The 17,772-nt window shown below is 67.7% G+C and carries 15 protein-coding genes and 2 riboswitches; of the genes, 10 read left to right on the forward strand and 5 right to left on the reverse strand.

What is annotated here, in order from left to right; genetic code table 11:
- Window positions 1-37: 37 nt before the first annotated feature.
- Window positions 38-1,231, forward strand: a complete 1,194-nt coding sequence (locus tag ACV7JP_RS08905; protein WP_457798861.1) for a phosphoglycerate kinase — start codon at window positions 38-40, stop codon at window positions 1,229-1,231.
- 146 nt (window positions 1,232-1,377) lie between these two features.
- A complete protein-coding gene (hspQ, locus tag ACV7JP_RS08910) occupies window positions 1,378-1,710 on the forward strand; it encodes a heat shock protein HspQ (RefSeq protein WP_457798862.1) in 333 nt (110 codons plus the stop codon).
- A gap of 169 nt (window positions 1,711-1,879) precedes the next feature.
- On the opposite strand, the gene ACV7JP_RS08915 is transcribed toward hspQ, so the two are convergent.
- The gene (locus ACV7JP_RS08915; RefSeq protein WP_457798863.1) at window positions 1,880-2,593 is read right to left on the reverse strand and encodes an invasion associated locus B family protein; all 714 of its coding nucleotides are present in this window, start codon (window positions 2,591-2,593) and stop codon (window positions 1,880-1,882) included.
- A 330-nt stretch (window positions 2,594-2,923) separates the two neighbouring features.
- Between ACV7JP_RS08915 and ACV7JP_RS08920 the strand changes: the two genes are divergently transcribed.
- From ACV7JP_RS08920 to msrA, 7 genes are all read left to right on the forward strand, one after another.
- Window positions 2,924-4,813: an extracellular solute-binding protein gene (locus ACV7JP_RS08920; protein ID WP_457798864.1), complete on the forward strand. Its 1,890-nt coding sequence runs from the start codon at window positions 2,924-2,926 to the stop codon at window positions 4,811-4,813.
- On the forward strand, window positions 4,810-5,883 hold the full coding sequence (locus ACV7JP_RS08925) for an AMP-dependent synthetase (protein ID WP_457798865.1): 1,074 nt from the start codon (window positions 4,810-4,812) through the stop codon (window positions 5,881-5,883). Before ACV7JP_RS08920 ends, ACV7JP_RS08925 begins: the two co-directional genes overlap by 4 nt.
- A gap of 52 nt (window positions 5,884-5,935) precedes the next feature.
- Window positions 5,936-6,919 (forward strand): SPFH domain-containing protein, encoded by a 984-nt coding sequence (locus ACV7JP_RS08930; RefSeq protein WP_457798866.1) that lies wholly within the window; start codon window positions 5,936-5,938, stop codon window positions 6,917-6,919.
- Window positions 6,920-7,074: 155 nt separating this feature from the next.
- Window positions 7,075-7,539, forward strand: a complete 465-nt coding sequence (locus ACV7JP_RS08935) for an NfeD family protein (RefSeq protein WP_457798867.1) — start codon at window positions 7,075-7,077, stop codon at window positions 7,537-7,539.
- A gap of 23 nt (window positions 7,540-7,562) precedes the next feature.
- On the forward strand, window positions 7,563-9,350 hold the full coding sequence (gene mutL / locus ACV7JP_RS08940; protein ID WP_457798868.1) for a DNA mismatch repair endonuclease MutL: 1,788 nt from the start codon (window positions 7,563-7,565) through the stop codon (window positions 9,348-9,350).
- A gap of 224 nt (window positions 9,351-9,574) precedes the next feature.
- Entirely contained in the window at window positions 9,575-10,021 is a 447-nt protein-coding gene (gene msrB / locus ACV7JP_RS08945; RefSeq protein WP_457799056.1) for a peptide-methionine (R)-S-oxide reductase MsrB, read from the forward strand.
- A gap of 11 nt (window positions 10,022-10,032) precedes the next feature.
- Entirely contained in the window at window positions 10,033-10,704 is a 672-nt protein-coding gene (gene msrA / locus ACV7JP_RS08950) for a peptide-methionine (S)-S-oxide reductase MsrA (protein WP_457798869.1), read from the forward strand.
- 212 nt (window positions 10,705-10,916) lie between these two features.
- Here msrA and gcvPB read toward each other — a convergent pair whose 3' ends face one another.
- Genes gcvPB through gcvT form a run of 4 tightly spaced genes read right to left on the reverse strand, consistent with a single transcriptional unit; the run spans window position 10,917 to window position 15,319 of the window.
- Complete coding sequence (gene gcvPB / locus ACV7JP_RS08955; RefSeq protein ID WP_457798870.1) at window positions 10,917-12,440, reverse strand: aminomethyl-transferring glycine dehydrogenase subunit GcvPB; 1,524 nt, start codon at window positions 12,438-12,440, stop codon at window positions 10,917-10,919.
- Window positions 12,440-13,780: an aminomethyl-transferring glycine dehydrogenase subunit GcvPA gene (gene gcvPA / locus ACV7JP_RS08960; protein ID WP_457798871.1), complete on the reverse strand. Its 1,341-nt coding sequence runs from the start codon at window positions 13,778-13,780 to the stop codon at window positions 12,440-12,442. The genes gcvPB and gcvPA overlap by 1 nt, the downstream gene beginning before the upstream one ends.
- 21 nt (window positions 13,781-13,801) lie before the next feature.
- Complete coding sequence (gcvH, locus tag ACV7JP_RS08965; protein ID WP_457798872.1) at window positions 13,802-14,176, reverse strand: glycine cleavage system protein GcvH; 375 nt, start codon at window positions 14,174-14,176, stop codon at window positions 13,802-13,804.
- A 9-nt stretch (window positions 14,177-14,185) separates the two neighbouring features.
- Window positions 14,186-15,319, reverse strand: coding sequence for a glycine cleavage system aminomethyltransferase GcvT (gene gcvT / locus ACV7JP_RS08970; RefSeq protein WP_457798873.1), 1,134 nt, complete (start codon window positions 15,317-15,319; stop codon window positions 14,186-14,188).
- 53 nt (window positions 15,320-15,372) lie between these two features.
- A riboswitch (glycine riboswitch) is annotated at window positions 15,373-15,477 on the reverse strand.
- A 4-nt stretch (window positions 15,478-15,481) separates the two neighbouring features.
- Window positions 15,482-15,571, reverse strand: a riboswitch (glycine riboswitch).
- 157 nt (window positions 15,572-15,728) lie between these two features.
- On the opposite strand from gcvT, the gene ACV7JP_RS08975 reads away from it, so the two are divergent.
- Window positions 15,729-17,765: a hypothetical protein gene (locus tag ACV7JP_RS08975; RefSeq protein ID WP_457798874.1), complete on the forward strand. Its 2,037-nt coding sequence runs from the start codon at window positions 15,729-15,731 to the stop codon at window positions 17,763-17,765.
- Window positions 17,766-17,772 lie beyond the last annotated feature (7 nt).

Consider the following 17,772-nt stretch of genomic DNA (forward strand, 5'->3'; position numbering starts at 1 on the left):
GCGTTCTCGTTTCTGACGACCTTTGGAGCCCGCGCAGATGACCTCCTTCCGCACCCTCGACGACGTCGACGTCAAAGGCAAACGCGTTCTTCTGCGCGTCGATCTCAATGTGCCGATGGAGGAGGGGCGCGTGACCGACGCGACCCGCATCGAGCGGATCCTGCCGACGATCGAGGAGCTCGCCGGCAAAGGGGCGAAGGTCGTCCTGCTGTCGCATTTCGGCCGTCCCAAGGGCCAGCGCGTCGATGAGGACTCGCTGCGCCACGTGCTGCCCACGCTCGAACATTATCTCAAGCGCAAGATCGCCTTCGCCGACGACTGCGTCGGCGAGCCCGCCGCGGCGGTCGTGTCGGCTCTTAAGGACGGCGACGTCGCGCTGCTCGAAAACACGCGCTTTCACAAGGGCGAGGAGAAGAACGATCCCGCCTTCGCCGAGGAAGTCGCCAAGCTCGGCGACCTCTTCGTCAACGACGCTTTCTCCGCCGCGCATCGCGCCCACGCCACGACGGAAGAGATCGCCCACAAGCTTCCCGCCATTGCGGGCCGCACCATGCAGGCGGAGCTGGAGGCGCTGGAATCGGCGCTTACCGATCCGGCGCGGCCTGTGATGGCCATTGTGGGCGGCGCCAAGGTCTCGACCAAGCTGGCGCTCCTCGGCAACCTCGTCGCCAGGGTCGACTATCTCGTCATTGGCGGCGGCATGGCCAACACGTTCCTTGCGGCGCAGGGCAAAGCGGTCGGCAAGTCGCTTTGCGAGCATGATCTCGCGGACACGGCGCGTGAGATTCTCGAAAAGGCGAAGGCTGCCCATTGCGCGGTCGTCCTGCCGGTCGACGCCACGGTCGCCCAGAAATTCGAGGCGCATGCGCCGTCCCATATCGTCTCGGTCGACCATGTCGGCGCCGAGGACATGATCCTCGACGTGGGGCCGAAATCGGTCGCCCATGTCGAGTCGCTGCTTGCCCAGTGCAAGACGCTCGTCTGGAACGGCCCCTTCGGCGCCTTCGAGCTGCCGCCCTTCGACGAGGGCACCAACGCCGTCGCGCAGACGGCGGCGCGCCTCACGGTCGAAGGCAAGCTGCTCTCCGTCGCCGGCGGCGGCGACACCGTCGCGGCGCTCAATCAGGCCCATGCCGGCCAGGAATTTTCCTATGTGTCGACGGCGGGCGGCGCCTTTCTGGAATGGCTCGAAGGCAAGACGCTGCCCGGCGTCGCCGCTCTGAAGGCGTGACCGTGGGTTCGTTCCGGATTGCTTCGCCTTCGGCTCGCAAGCCGCGATGAAGATTGTGCGCTGCGCCGTAACGCGCCGTTGACGGCGGCGACGGCGCTGCGCTACCAAATGCCGTAGTAAAAAACTGCGTAAAAGGCGTGGTAAGCGTGCCGAAAGAGAATATCGCCAAATTCGCGATCGGCCAGGTCGTGAAGCACCGTCGGTATCCGTTCCGGGGCGTCATCTATGATGTCGACCCCGTCTTCGCCAATACCGAGGAATGGTGGCTTTCGATCCCGGAGGAGCTGCGCCCGCGCAAGGATCAGCCCTTCTATCATCTCTTCGCCGAAAACGCCGAAACCGAATATGTGGCCTATGTGTCGGAGCAGAATCTCGTGCCCGACACGTCCGGCGACCCCGTCCGCCATCCGCAGGTCGAGGAGACCTTCGAGCGCGACGAGGACGGCGTCTACCGGATGCGCGCGCCCAAGCGGCACTGATTCCCAGGAACGACCGCGCCGTCGTTGCGAGCGGAGCGAAGCAATCCAGGGCCGCGATAGGGCTTTGGCGCGCTCCGTTAAATTCGCGTCTCGCAATGACGGCGGTTCCCAAAAGGAAATCGCCCGCGCTTGCTGCGCGGGCGATCTCCAATCGTAAAGCTCAAGCGGCTTAGTGCTTCGCGGGAGCCGGCGCGGCGCCCTTGGCCTCGAGCTTCTTGCGCTCTTCCTCGGCCTTCTTCTGCAGCTCTTCCTGAAGCTTCTTCTGCTGTTCCTCGAGCACCTTCGGATCGATCGCCGGGCCGTCGAAAGCCTTTCCGAAATTGGCCAGGGGCAGATAGAAGGTCACCTCGGCGTTGGCCTGGTTCTTGACGATGACCGTCATCTGCTGGGCCTTCTTCATGCCGTCGACCAGCGCCTTCTTGACCTTCGCCTCGGCGAAGCAGCCATTGGGGAAGCAGATCTCGAAGGCGCCCGATTCCATCGCGCCCTTGTCGACCGCGAAGCGGAAGCCCGGCTTCAGCATCAGTCCCGGCGGCAGGAGCAGGCGGATGATCTTGGTGTCGTCGGCCTTGGGGTCGTAGACGGCGAGGGCGAGCAGCGGCTGCGGGGCGTCGCCTTCCTTGGCCGCGGCGCCGAAGTCGCGGGTCGTGTAGCAGATTTCCTTCTTGGTCGCCGGGTCGGAGCCGCAGACCTTCGTCCAGTCGGGCTGGACCGCCTGAAGCGTGGCCGTGATCGGCCCTTGAGGCTGGGCGCCGGCCGGGGCCTGCTGCTGGGCGGGCGCGCCGCCGGCGGCCGGAGCCTGTTGGGCCTGCGCCGAAGCGCCGGCGAGCAGGAATGCGCCTGCCAGCGCGACGGCGGCGGACCGCGAGAAGAGGATCGACATTTCCGAAGTCCCTTTCGATTGTCTGCTAGCCGGCGCCTTTCCGGCTGCGCAAAGAGTTGTTGTTGTCGCGCCATCGCGCGGGCGTTCGTGCGCTGCGGCGCGAAAAATCCAGACGCCGCGGAACCCTTGCCCCTGATCGCGGTCGCCGCTCGCCGCGGCCCCGCGCCGGGTCGGCGGCAAAGCTCTTACCTTGTCGGCGCGCCAAATTCCAGCGGGTCTTTCCCGCGCCGGCGCGCGCCGCGCCGCGCCCTGACGGTAAAATTTCAAATTGCGGCGGAATGAGGCCCGTCTCCGACTTCAAGCGGCCATAGGTTCGATTATGGTCTTCCCATGACGATTCTTGCGATTCGCGGCCGCCCAGCGGGGCTTCGCCGGTCATGCCTGGCCCTCGCGGCCCTTTTCGCGGGTCTCGCGCCCGGCGCCCCGATCGTCGCCGCCGGACCGGCGAGCGGCCCTTCCGGAAACGGTTCGCCCCCGCAAGCGACCGCCGCGCATGGCCTCGCAATGCACGGCGCCCCGGCGCTCCCCAAGGATTTCGACCATTTTCCTTATGCCGATCCGGCGGCGAAGAAGGGCGGCCGGCTGCGCGTCGGCGTTCCCGGCACCTTCGACAGCCTCAACCCCTTCAACGTCAAATCCGGCACCGCGGCGCAGGGTCTCGTGGGCAATGTCTTCCAAGGGCTGATGGCGCGCTCGCAGGACGAGCCTTTCACCCTCTATCCGCTGATCGCGCAGTCGATCGACATCGATCCGGCGCGCACGCAGGTGACCTTCCATCTCGATCCGCGCGCGCATTTCTCGGACGGAAAGCCGATCACCTCCGAGGATGTGCTGTTTTCCTTCGACCTGCTGAAAAGGAAGGGCCGCCCCCAGCAGCGCATCGCCTTCGGCCTCGTCAAATCCGCGACGGCGCCCGACGCGCGCACCGTCAAATACGACCTGACCGGGGTCGGCGACCGCGAGCTGCCGCTCATCCTCGCCATCATGCCGGTGCTCCCGAAGCACGCCACCGACGTCGAGCGCTTCTCCGACGCGACGCTCGCAAGGCCCATCGGCTCCGGCCCCTATGTCGTGGCCGGCGCGCAAGCCGGCGCGCGGCTCCTGCTCAAGCGCGATCCGAACTATTGGGGCGCCGACGCGCCGAGCCAGCGCGGCTTCTATAATTTCGACGAGATCGACCTGCAATATTTCCGGGACGGCAATTCGCTTTTCGAGGCTTTCAAGGCGGGCTTGATCGACTATCGCGAAGAAACCTCGACCACGCGCTGGTCGACCGGCTACGACTTCCCGTCGCTGCGCGAGGGGCGGATCGCGAAGGAGTCGCTGAAGAACGAGAATCCGAAGGGCCTCAACGGCTTCGTCTTCAATACGCGGCGGGCGCTCTTCAAGGACGTCCGGCTGCGCGAAGCTTTCGGCATGATGTTCGACTTCGAATGGGTCAACGCGAATTATTACGCCGGCCTCTATACGCGCACGAAAAGCTTTTTCGACGAATCCGAGCTTTCCTCGTCGGGGCGCCCCGCGAGCGAGAAGGAGCGCGCTTTGCTCGCGCCCTGGCCCGAGGCGGCGCGCGCCGACATTCTCGAGGGCGAATGGCGCCCGCCGGTGAGCGACGGCTCGGGCCGCGACCGCGAGATGGCGAAGCGCGCCCTCGAGCTTCTGGCCGCCGCCGGCTATCGCCTCAATGGCGACAGGCTCGCAAAGGACGGCGAGCCGGTTTCCTTCGAGATCATGGTGAAGGACCGCGATCAGGAGCGGCTGGCGCTCGCCTACGCCTCGTCTCTGGCCCGTATCGGCGTCGAGCTTCGCGTCCGGCTCGTCGACGACGTGCAATATCAGCGTCGCCGCCAGAAATTCGATTTCGACATGATGATCGGGCAATATGTCGCCTCCGCTTCGCCCGGCAATGAGCAGCGCATGCGCTGGAGCTCCGCGACCGCCAATCAGGAATCTTCCTTCAACCTCGCCGGCGCGGCTTCTCCGGCGATCGACGGCATGATTTCCGCATTGCTCGCGGCGCAGAGCCGCGAGGATTTTGTGACCGCGGTGCGCGCCTATGACCGCGTCCTGCTCTCGGGGTTTTACGTCGTGCCTTTGTTCCATGCCTCGGAACAATGGATCGCGCATTCGACCGATATAGCGCGGCCGGAGCGCCTGCCGCGCTATGGCGCGCCGCTTTTCGGTCCGACGCTCGAGAGCTGGTGGAGAAAGAATCCATGACCGCCCGCGCCGCCCTTTGCGATGACGGCGACGCGGCGCGCGCCCGCGCCCATCCCTTGACGCTCTTCGGATTCGACGCGCTCGTCGCCGGCGCCGCGCGGCCGCGTCCCGGCGCGCTCGCCTTTCGCGACGTCCATGACGGCTCGAGCGAAGAGGTGGCCTATGCCGATCTCTATCAGCGCGTCGGCGTCTGTCTGTCGCGGCTGCGGACCTTCGAATTCGCGCGCGGCGAACGCGTGCTCATCTGCTGCCCGCCCGGCGCCCAGAGCTTTGTCTTGCTCACCGCGGCGCTCGCGGCCGGGCTCGACCCCGTGCTCGCGCCGCTGCCTTTGCCCTATTCGCGCGACGCCATCGCCGGCGCCGCCAAGGCGCTGAGGGTCTCGGCGCTATTCGGGCCGGGGCAATTTTGCGGCCTCGATTTCGAGGCGCCGCTGCTCGAGATCGCCGCCGACGCGCCCTCCATCCGCCTGATCGGGACGCTGCATGGCGCGGTCGACGGCGCGGTCGACTTCTCGCCCGCGACGCTCGCCGCGCGGCTGTCGCCCCGCATACGGCTCGACGACGATTGGGGCGCCGATGCGCGCCGGCGGATCGGCGCGCTCGACGATATGGGCCGGGTCGATTTCATCTCGCAGGGCGCGCTGCTCGGCGCGGCGCTCGATCTCGTGCGCGCGACGCGGGCGGCGGGCGAGACGCCGATCCTCTCTCTTTGCGCGCCGAGCTCGCTTAGCGCGCTCGCGGCGGGTCCGCTCGCGGCGCTGCTCGCGGGCCGGCCCTTGCATTTTCTCGCCCCCTTCAAGGCGGCGCGCTTCCTCGGGACGCTCGACGCGCTCGGCCCCACGCGCCTGGTCGCGCCCGCTTCCATTCTCGCCGATCTCGGACGCGCGGGGCTGCTCGCCAATGGCGCGCTCGTCGCCGTCGCGGCGCTCTGCAACGGCGCGGGTCTCGCGTGGACCGACGTCGAGTCCGCCTGTCCCATCATCGAGCTGCGGGCAGCCGGCGGCGCCGTGAGCCTGCGCGCGTCGCATGCGCCGGCGCACGGCGCGCGCCGCGCCGAGGCGCGAGAGTGATGTGGATGCGCGCGCCGCATCATAGCTTCGACCTGTCCCAAGGGAGGAATCCATGGGCTTCCCGCTTCTCGTCGTCGGCGTCATTTCGATCGGCCTGCTGATCCTCGACCGCAATTACGATCTCGGCCTGACGCTCCTGCATAATCCGCTTTTCTGGTTCGCCTATCTCGCGCTGCTCGCGCTCGCCGGCATGGTGCGCTTCGTGCGCCAGCAGAGCGTGCTCGTGATCGAGCGGCTCGGCCGCTACAACCGCACGCTCACGGCAGGCGTGAATTTCGTCTATCCGATCGTCGAGCGCGTCGCCTATAGCTTCGATCTGCGCGAGCAGGTGATCGACGTGCCGGAGCAGGACGCGATCACCAAGGACAACGCCACCGTCACCATTGACGGCATTCTCTATTACAAGATCGTCAACGCCAAGGACGCCGCCTACGGCGCCGAGGACATTCGCCGGGCCATCGTAAATCTCGCCCAGACCTCGATGCGCTCAGCCATCGGCTCCATGGAGCTGGACAAGACCTTCGAGAACAGAAGCGACATCAACGAGCGCGTGGTGCGCGCGGTCTCCGACGCGGCGCAGCTCTGGGGCGCGCATGTGACGCGCTACGAGATCAAGGACATCAAGATGCCGGAGTCGCTGCGCCAGTCCATGGAGCGGCAGATGAAGGCCGAGCGCGACAAGCGCGCCGCCGTGCTGGAGTCGGAGGGCGTGAAGCAGTCCGAGATCAACCGCGCCGAGGGCGAGAAACAGGCCGCGATCCTGCGCGCCGAGGGCCAGGCCAAGGCGATCGAGCTGGTGCGCTCGCAAATCACGCAGATCGGCGGCGAGCAGGCCGTGCAGCTCGAAGTCGCGAAATCCGCGATCGAGCAATATGGCCGTCTCGCCAAAGCCGGAAATTCGGTGGTGCTGATGGGCGACGGCGCCGATCCGGCGGGCTGGATCGCCAAGGCGATGGCGGTGCTGAATACGGTGAACAAGAGCGCGGCGCCGCAGCAGGCGAGCCGGAATAACCAGCCCTGGCAGCGGCCCGAATAACCTCTCCCCGCTTCGCGGGGAGAGGTCGAGCGAAGCGAGGGTGAGGGGCGAAGCGTCCGCGGGAATGAAGCAGCGTTGGGCGAACCCTTCGCCCCTCACCCTAACCCTCTCCCCGCGCGCGGGGAGAGGGAATACAGGCAAAACCCGGTGATCCCATGGAACCCACTTTCCTCTTCGACCCGGCCAACGCCAGCCTCGTCGCCGGCCTTGTGCTGCTCGCGATCGACGTCGTCGTCATCGGCTTGTCGCCCATCATGTTCGTCGGCGCCGGCGCGATTGTCGCGAGCGCGCTGCTCTACGCGACCGGCTGGCGGCCGGCGCTCGCCGAAACTCTCGCGCTCATCGCCGGCGCAAGCCTGCTCGTCGCGCTCGTCGGCTGGCGCCCGCTGCAACGCTTTCAGGCGACGGACGTTCAGGAAGACCAGAGCAGCGACCTCATCGGCCGCGAGCTCGTGACCACGCATGAAGTGACGAAGGACAGCGGCCGTGTGTATTGGTCGGGCCTCGAATGGGACGCGCGCCTCTCCGCCGACGCGCCCATCGAGAGTCTCGCCCCCGGCGCCCGCGCGCGCGTGGCGCGGGTGGAGAATTTGACGCTCGTGCTGGATCCGATTGTCTGACCGAGAATGCTATAAGCCGTCTCATGCCCGTTCGCCGCCTCGATCCCATCCTTGTCGACCGCATCGCCGCCGGCGAAGTGGTCGAGCGGCCGGCCTCGGCCGTCAAGGAACTGGTCGAGAACGCGCTCGACGCCGGCGCGACGCGCATCGACGCGGCGATCGAGGAGGGCGGGCGCGGGCTCATCCGCGTCATCGACGACGGCTGCGGGATGGACGAGCATGATCTCGCGCTCGCCGTCGAGCGCCACGCCACCTCCAAAATTCCCGACGGCGATCTCACGCGGATCGCGACGCTCGGCTTTCGCGGCGAGGCGCTGCCCTCCATCGCCGCCGTCGCCGATCTGACGATCGACACGCGCGCGAAGGACGCGCCGCACGGCTTCTCCATCCGCGTCGAAGCGGGCGAGAAGCGCGGAATCAACGCCTCGAACTGGCCGCGCGGCACGCGGATCGAGGCGCGCGCGCTTTTCGCCGCGACGCCCGCGCGTCTCAAATTCCTCAAGACCGAGCGCACCGAGACGGCGGCCGTCATCGATGTCGTGAAGCGCCTCGCCATGGCGCATCCGGAGGTGCGCTTCTCGCTTTCCGCCGATGGCGGCGCGCTTTTCGACTATCCCGCCTGCGGCGACGACATTGCGCGGCGCATCGCGCAGATTCTCGGCGATGAGTTTCACGACAACGCCTTTCATGTCGACGCCGAGCGGCAGAGCGTGCGGCTCACGGGGCTTGCGAGCCTGCCGACCTATAATCGCGGCAACGCGCAGCTCCAATATGTCTATGTCAATGGCCGCCCGGTGCGCGACAAACTTTTCGCCGGCGCCATACGCGCGGCCTATCTCGATTTCCTCGCCCATGACCGCCATCCGGTCGTCGCGCTCTTCGTCGATTGCGATCCGCGAATCGTGGACGTGAACGTGCATCCGGCGAAAGCCGAAGTGCGCTTCGCCGATCCCGGCCTCGTGCGCGGCCTCGTCGTCGGCGCGCTGAAGCAGGCGCTCGCCGGACAGAGCCATCGCAGCGCGAACACGAACGCCCGCACGGCGATCGACATGCTCGCGCGCGATGACGGCCCGCGCCGCGAGACGCGATATCGCGCGCCGCCGTCCGCAAACTGGGATATTTCGCGCTCGCCTTTCGCGCCTTCGGGCTTCGCCGAGGGGCCGCAGGCGGCTTTCGATACGGGCGCGCCTGCCGCGCGCGCGCATGAGGCGCCCGCGGAGACCCTCGACGCCGCCCCGCTCGGCGCGGCGCGCGCGCAATTGCACGAAACCTATATCATTGCGCAGACGCGCGACGGACTGGTCATCGTCGATCAGCACGCCGCGCATGAGCGGCTCGTCTATGAGAAGCTCAAGAAGCAGCGCGCGGAGGCGGGCGTCGCGCGGCAGATGCTGCTAATCCCCGTCGTCGTCGATCTGGACGACGCGCGCATGAACGCGCTCGCGGGCGCCTTGGTGGAATTGGCGTCGCTCGGCCTCGTGCTGGAGCCCTTCGGCCCCGGCGCCGTGCTGGTCCGCGAGGCGCCGGCGATCCTCGGCGCGGTCGATCATAAGCGGCTCGTCGAGGACATTGCCGACCTCCTTGCGGAAGAAGGCGATGCGCGCGGCCTCTTCCGCAAGCTCGACCACGTGCTCGCGACCTGCGCCTGCCATCATTCCGTGCGCGCCGGCCGGCGCCTCAGCCCGGCTGAGATGAACGCGCTGCTGCGCGAGATGGAGATGACCCCGGGCGCGGCCCAATGCAACCACGGCCGCCCGACTTATGTGGAGCTGAAGCTTTCCGACATCGAAAAGCTTTTCGGCCGCAAGTGAGCTTGAGCGAGGGCTCCCCACGACTATTTATTCGTGAGTAGTCCCGTCATTGCGAGGAGCGAAGCGACGAAGCAATCCAGGGCGGCGATGCGGCTCTGGATTGCTTCGCTCCGCTCGCAATGACAGCCGTTGCAGGGAGCGTCATGAACCGCCGCCTTTTCGTCTCCAGCGCCCTCGCGCTTTCTCTCCTCCCCCCGCGCGCCGACGCCGTGGAGAGCGTCGAGATCGAATCCTTCGACGCCTCGGGGAAAAGCCTCGGCGTCTCGCGCGTCGAAAAAGTCGTGAAGACCGATGCGCAATGGCGCGCGCGGCTCTCGGCGCTCGCCTATGACGTGACGCGCCGCGAAGGCACGGAGCGCGCTTTCACTGGACCCTATTGGGACGCGCATGAGGACGGGCTCTTCCGCTGCGCCTGTTGCGACACGGCGCTTTTCGACTCGAAGACGAAATATGATTCCGGCACCGGCTGGCCGAGTTTTTATGCGCCGATCTCGAAGACCAATGTCATCGAGATTGAGGATAATTCCCACGGCTTGCGCCGCACCGCCGTCTCCTGCAAGCGCTGCGACGCGCATCTCGGCCATGTCTTCACCGACGGACCAAGGCCGACGGGGCTGCGCTATTGCATGAACGGCGTCGCGCTGCGCTTCGCCGCGCGCGGACAGGCGTGAGGGGCGCGGCGATGAGACGCGTATTTCTAACGCTTGTTGCGCTCGCCTTCCTTGCCGCGCCGCTCGCGGCGCAAGAGCGCGCCGTGAGCCTGCCGCCGCCCGCCTATGATCCGGCGCCGGCCTCCGACGGCCCGCAAAAGCTCGTCGTCGCCGGCGGCTGCTTCTGGGGCGTGCAGGGCGTCTTCCAGCATGTGAAGGGCGTCTCGCGCGCCGTCTCCGGCTATGCCGGAGGCTCGGAGAAGACCGCGCGCTATGATCTCGTCTCGCGCGGCGACAGTGGCCACGCGGAATCGGTCGAAATCACCTATGATCCGAAAGCCGTCAGCCTCGGCAGGCTGCTGCAAGTCTATTTTTCCGTCGCGCATGATCCGACGCAGTCGAACCGGCAGGGGCCGGACGAAGGGACGCAATATCGCTCGGCGATTTTCGTCTCCGGCCCCGAGCAGGAAAAGGTCGCGCGCGACTATATCGTGCAGCTCTCATCGGCGGCGGCGTTCGCGAGCCCCATCGTGACGACGTTCGAGCCGCTCTCCCGCTTCTATCCGGCGGAGGCCTATCATCAGGACTATCTCGTCCAGCATCCGCGCACGCCTTACATCCTCTATAACGACCTGCCGAAGATCGAGAATCTGAAGAAGCTCCTCCCCGATCTCTATCGCGAGGCGCCCGCGCTGACGAATTGACGCGCGCCGTCCGTGGGGAGGGATGATGTGGCGACGGTTCCGCCCGGTTCGCGACAACGCTCAGCCGTCATTGCAAGCCTTTTCTCGAAGTCGGGTATACCCGACTTCGCAATACTGGCGAAGCAATCCAGGGCGGTGGCGACGCTCTGGATCGCTTCGCTCGCAATGACGGGGCGGGGAGAGACGCCGCATCACAGCGTCGAAAACCGTCCCTACGCCGCGCGCCACCTTAGCACGGGCTTCCGCGCCGCGAGCGTCTCATCGACTCGCCGGCGCGGCGCGAAGCGGGGCGCCTCCGTGAAGCGCTTCGTATCCCCTTCCTTCGCGCTCTTCGCGAGATCGCGCAGCGTCGCGACGAAGAGGTCGAGCGAGGCTTTGGATTCCGACTCCGTCGGCTCGATCAGCATGGCGCCATGCGCGACGAGCGGAAAATATATGGTCATGGGGTGGTAGCCCTCGTCGATCATCGCCTTGGCGAAATCGAGCGTGGTTACGCCCGTTCCCTTCAGCCAGGCGTCGTCGAACAGGACTTCATGCATGCAGGGCCGGTCGCCGAAAGACTGGGTCATCACGTCGCGCAAGGAGGCGCGAATGTAATTCGCCGACAGCACCGCGTCCCTTGACGATTGCGCGATCCCGTCGCCGCCATGCGCGAGCAGATAAGCGAGCGCGCGCACGAACATGCCCATCTGGCCGTGAAAGGCGGTCATGCGGCCGAAGCTTTGCGTCCCTTCCGCATGTTCGACGAGCTCGAGCGTCTCCCCGTCGCGGCGAATGAAGGGAATGGGCGCGAAGGGCGCGAGACGCTCCGAAAGCGCGACAGGGCCCGCGCCGGGCCCGCCGCCGCCATGCGGCGTCGAAAAGGTCTTGTGCAGATTGATATGCATGGCGTCGACGCCGAAATCGCCCGGCCGCGCGACGCCGGCGATGGCGTTGAGATTCGCGCCGTCGCAATAGAAATAGCCGCCCGCTTCATGCACGGCTTCGGCGATCTCCGCGATCTCGCGCTCGAAGAGCCCGCAAGTGTTGGGATTGGTCAGCATGATCGCCGCGACGTCGGGACCGAGCGCGTCCTTCACGGCTTGCGCCCGCACGGTCCCGTCTTCCGCCGCCGGCACGACGCGCACCGAGAAGCCGAGCAGCGCCGCCGTCGCCGGATTGGTGCCATGCGCCGATTGCGGAATGAGCACGACCTTGCGCGTCGCGCCTTCGCCTTTCGCGGCGATGGCGGATTTGATCGCCATCATGCCGCAGAGTTCGCCATGCGCGCCCGCTTTCGGCGAAAGCGCGATGGCGTGCGTGTTGGTGAGCGTCATCAGCCAATGGGCGAGCGTCTCCATCAGCGTGAGCGCGCCCTGCGCGGTCGAAACCGGCTGCAGCGGATGAATGTCGGCGAAGCCCTCTAACCGCGCCATCTTCTCGTTCAGGCGCGGATTGTGCTTCATGGTGCAGGAGCCGAGCGGATAAAGGCCCGCGTCGATCGAATAATTCTTGCGCGACAGGCGCACATAATGACGCATGGCCTCCGGCTCGGAAAGGCCGGGAAGGCCGATCGCCTCCCTTCGTTCGAGCCCGCCGAGACGCGGCGCGACCTGCGGCGCGTCGTCGATATCGACGCCGGTCGCGTCGGGACGGCCGATCTCGAAAAGCAGGGGCTCTTCCTGATCGAGCGCGCGGTTGCCGGTGAAGGTTTGGGGCGATTCAAGGTCTTCAATGCGAGCGGGGCGGTCGAGCATCAGAGCGTTTCCTTCAGCGCGGCGATGAAGGCCGCGCGATCCTCATGCGTATTGGTTTCGGTGCTGGCGACGAGGAGAAGGTCGTCGAGCCCGGCTTTCGGCAGGAGCCGTGAGACGGGGACGCCCGCGAGCGCGCCGCGCGCCGCCAGCCTCTCGACGAGCGCCGCGGCGTCACCCTTCACGCGCAGCGTGAATTCATTGAAGAAGCTCTTGTTGAGCACCTCGACATTCGGGACCTTCTCCAGCATCTCCGCGAGCGCGACGGCGTTGGCGTGATTGAGCCTGGCGAGCTTTCTCAGCCCCGCTTCGCCGAGCAGAGCGAGATGGATGGAGAAGGCGAGCGCGCAGAGGCCCGAATTGGTGCAGATATTGGAGGTCGCCTTGTCGCGGCGAATATGCTGCTCGCGCGTCGAGAGCGTGAGCACATAAGCGCGCCGTCCCTCGGCGTCGACGCTCTCGCCCGCGAGGCGGCCCGGCATTTGCCGCACATAATCATGCCGCGTCGCGAAGAGGCCGACATAGGGGCCGCCGAAACTGAGCGCGTTGCCGATCGACTGTCCTTCGCCGACGACGATGTCGGCGCCCATGGCGCCGGGCGGCGCGAGAAGCCCGAGCGACACGGCTTCCGTGAAGACGGCGACGAGCAGCGCGCCGCGTCTGTGGCAAGCGTCGGCGATCGCCGTGAGATCGCGCGGATTGCCGAAGAAATCCGGCGTCTGCACGACGACGCAGGATATGCTGTCGTCGATCTTCGCAATCAGGTCTTCGGCGCCGAAAACGTCCGGCGCCATGTCCGCGACCTCGTCCTCCGCAAGGCGGGAGATCGTCCGCACGACCTCGGCGTAATGCGGATGCAGGCCGCCCGAGAGCAGCGCCTTGCGCCGCTTCGTCAAACGATGCGCCATCAGCACGGCTTCGGCGGTCGCGGTCGAGCCGTCATACATGGAGGCGTTGGCGACCTCCATGCCGGTCAACAGCGCGACCTGCGTCTGAAACTCGAAGAGAACTTGCAGCGTGCCCTGCGAAATCTCCGGCTGGTAGGGCGTGTAGCTCGTGAGAAACTCGGAGCGCTGGATCAGATGATCGACGCTTGCGGGGATGTGATGCCTGTAGGCGCCGGCGCCGACGAAGAAGGGAGCGCGGCCCGCCGGCGTGTTGCGCGCGGAAAGGCGCGAGAGGACGCGCTCGACCTCGAATTCGGATTTATGGCGCGGCAGGTCGAGCGGCGCCTTCAACAGCGTCGACGCCGGCGCGTCCGCGTAGAGCGCGTCCACATCCGCGACGCCGATCGCCGCGAGCATCGCCTTTCTGTCGGCCTCCGATAGCGGATGATAGCGCATATTCTTCTCTTCCTTCTCGCGCTACAAGGTCTTCACGAAGCCGGCATAGGTGGCTTCGTCCATGAGGGTTTCGGTCTCGCCGGGGTTTTCCACGCGCAGCTTCACGAGCCAGCCGCCGGCCAGGGGATCGTCATTGACGAGGGCGGGCTTTTCGCCGAGCGCGGCGTTCACCTCGATCACCTCGCCCGAGACCGGCGCATAAACTTCGCTCGCCGCCTTCACGCTCTCGATGACGGCGAGCTCCGAGCCCTTGGTCACCTTCTTGCCGATCCTCGGCAGGTCGACGAAGACGATGTCGCCGAGCTGCGTCTGCGCATAGTCGCTGACGCCGATGGTTGCGACCTCGCCGTCGAGGCGCAGATATTCATGATCCTTGGTGAAACGAAGGTCGCTCATATTGTCCCCTCAGGCGTTCGGTTTGAAGTAGCGATGCGCGACGAAGGGCAGCGGCGCGACGTCGACGCCGATGCGATTGCCGCGCAGCTCGGTGAAGATCGTGACGCCGGGCGCCGCGAAGGGGCGCGCGACATAGCCCATGGCGATCGGCCGCTGCAGCGTCGGCGAGAAGCCGCCCGACGAGACATGGCCGACGACCTCGCCGCTCTCGGAGATGAGAACGGCGCCTTCGCGCACCGGCGCCTTGGATTGCGGCAGAAGGCCGACGCGCAACCGGGCGGGGCCGTTTCGCAAGGCCGCGTCGATGCGCGCGAAGCCGGGGAATCCGCCTTCCATGCGCCGGCGCTTGCCGATGGACCAGGCAAGCCCCGCTTCGACGGGGTCGGTCGTCTCGTCGAGATCGTGGCCGTAGAGCGGCAGACCCGCTTCGAGCCGCAGCGCGTCGCGCGCGCCGAGCCCGACCGGCGCGACGTCGGGATTTTGCAGCATCGCGTTCACGAACATTTCCGCGCGGTCGGCGCGCAGGGAGATTTCGAAGCCGTCCTCGCCCGTATAGCCGCTGCGCGACACGAAGAAGCTCGACACGCCTTCCTCGAAAGCCCGCCAATGCATGAAGGGAAGGTCCTCGGCGCCGGGGAGCAGGGCGCCGAGGACGCAAGCGGCGCGCGGCCCCTGCAAGGCGATCAGCGCGCGGTTCAGAGGGAGGAAGTCGAATCGCGGCAGGCGCTCGCGCATCAGCGCGAAATCGTCCGCCTTGCGCGAGGCGTTGACGACGAGAAGCAGCCGCTCTTCGACGCCCGGCAGGCGCGTGACGAGAAGATCGTCGAGAATGCCGCCTTTGTCGTTCAGGAGCTGCGTGTAGCGGGTGCGGCCAGGCGCGAGGCCCGCTATGTCGCCGGGGACGAGGGTTTCCAGCGCCCGAGCGGCGCCCGCGCCGGCAAGGATCGCCTGGCCCATATGCGACACGTCGAAGAGCCCCGCCTTTTGGCGCGTGTGCAGCGTCTCGGAGACGATGCCGGAAGCGTATTGCAGCGGCATGTCATAGCCGGCGAAGGGCGCCATACGGGCGCCGAGGCGACGATGCAGGGCGTCGAGCGGCAGACGCGCCAGCGGCGCGCTCTCCAATTTGGGCTCGTCCGTCATGACAGACTCTCCGGCGTAGGGCGACAGGCGCGGGGTCCCGCCATCTGCGCCCCCTCTGTCCGGTGACCTGAGAGATTTCCCCGCGCGCCCTTTCGAGCCTTGCGGGTTACGCCCGTCGGTGGGCGAAGCGCCGTCCGGCGCCGCGCCGCTTTCCAGAGTCTCTTTCTCCCCGCGGTCCTTTTGCCTGAGCGTTTCCGGGGCGGTTTCGCCTTCGGCGCCGGCGCATGCGCCGGTCTCTCCCGCGAAGGAGCTTGCATGGAAAAGATGTGCCTCCTTCCGCATTGCGTCAAGGCGCGTTATCGCGACATTTGCGCGCCGGGGGTCGCCCCCGCTATTCTCGGTCGCCTTTCTCCCGCATGGCTGGCGGCGCCATGCTTCAACCTGGCTGTTTATCTGGGCGCTGCGGCACATGTGGCAGGAGCAGTTCGATTATTTCTGGGATGGCCGGCGGCGGCTGGTCATCGGATGCTTCGACGGCGCCGAACGCGCGCCGGCGCCGGCGTCGCGTCCCGCGCTCACCGTGTTCTCCGCGCGCGACCCCGCCTGCGAGACGGAGCCGACGCTCGTCGATGCGATCGACGCCGCGCGCTGGCGCGCCGGGGTCGCGATCTGCGACCTGCCCGCCGAACACCGTTTCGTGCGCCTCGTCGCGGCGGAAGGCGGCGAGCTGACGCTGCATCTCGGCGCCGAGCGGGATCAGCCGCCCGCGGGCGACTATCGCCTGCTGATGACGCTGCTGCCGGAATCGAACGGATCCGAGCCGGCGGCCTGCCGACTCGTCTCCCTTTCCCCGCGCGGGGACGCGGAGCGTCTCGCGCGCGAGCAGATCGCCGCCGCCGGCGCGCGCGTCGTCTGGGCCGTGGGCCAGCGCCGCGCCTTCGAACAAGGCGCGGACGGCTCCCTGATCGCGCGGCTCGCGCCAGCGAGGCGCGTCTTTCCGGCCTATCAGAGCCGTCTGCTACTCGAGGCGCGCGCGCTGGAGACGGAGGCCGCCGCCGACGCGCGCGAGGCGCCTTTCGCCGTCATGCAGCATTGGCTGCGCGAGAATGGCGCGCCGCGCGCCGCGCTGCGGCTGCGCATTCCCGATTCGCTCGAGGAGAGCGCGGCGCTTCTCGGCCGCGCATGGGTCGCGCTCGTCCTCAATCAGCGCCGCCGCCTGCGGGGCTGGATGCAGGAGCAGAAACAGGCGGGCGAACCCATCATCGATCCGCTTACCTTCGACGACATCCGGCAGGCGACCGGCGAGCCCGCAGAGCATCCCGACGCCGCGGAGTCGAATGATGCGGTCGTCGTCGCGAACCTCCTCAACCTCCTCCTCGACCCGGATTCGCCCGAGGCGGACGGATTTGCCGTGCGGCGCGGGGCCGACAAGAACGGCGCCGGGCTCGGCGAGACGATCGACATCGACTTCTACGGCGCGGCGCTCGGCGACGATGTGGGGCTCGTCTCCCCGGCGGCGCGCGCGGGCGATCTCGGCGTCGCGCCGGTCGATCCGGGCGGACCGCCCCTCGCGCGGCTCTTTCGCGTCGAGGCGGACGGCCTGGTTCCGCGGCGCTTCGCCGATGACGATCCGCTGCTCGACGAATTGACGCGCCGCGCCGCGAGCGCCGCCGCGCGCGTGAGCGCGGGCACCGCCGCAAAGGCCTTCGCGGAGCGCGCGGCCGGGCTGAAGGGCCGGCGCGAGAAGCTCGTCGCCGGATATAACGACGTCCTGACGCGCGCGGGATTGCCGGCGCGCTTCGCCGCGACCGGGCTGTGGGACGTTTTCGAGCCCTTGCAGCAGGCGAGCTTCGCCGCGCTCGTCACGGAGGCGGCGCCGTCGCTGCGCGCCAAGCTGCAGGAGGCGGGCGGCTACGGCGCCTATGGGGCCGATCCGGCGCTCACGGCTCATCTCGCGCGCGGCGGCGCGCTGGCGGAAAACGCGCAGGGGCTGCGCATCGGCGGCGATCCGCGCGGGGCGCTCTCGCTCGCCGCGCGCTACGCGGCCGCCTGCGGCGCGGAAGGCATGACGCCGCCGGGCCTCGACGTCGCCGCCCAGCTCAGGGCGCTGCGCGCGCTGGCGCAGGAAAGCGATACGCTTATCCTGCGCGAGGCGCGGATCGGGCTCTCTCCCGAGCCCGGCCTGCGCCGGGCCGCGGCGCTCGCCGTGCGTCAGCTCCTTGACGTGGCCGGCGTCGAACGCGCGATCGATCATTTCGAGAGAAGCCGCGACGCCGAAAGCGCGGCGGCGCTCGCCGATTATCTCGCGGCGCGCCGCGCCGGCCGCTGGATCGCGGCTTCCTCCGCGCCTCCGCTCGCCGCGCTTCTCGCGCGCGCCGGCGCCGAGCGGGAGGAAGAGCAGACGCGCGTCGCCGCCGGCATGACCGCCGCGGCCGCCGCGCCGCCGCCCGCTCCCGCGGTCCCCGAAAAGCCAAAGGGGTTCCTGCGCCGGTTGTTCGGGGGGTAGCTTTGCG

The sequence above is a fragment of the Methylocystis sp. S23 genome, assembly GCF_054106005.1.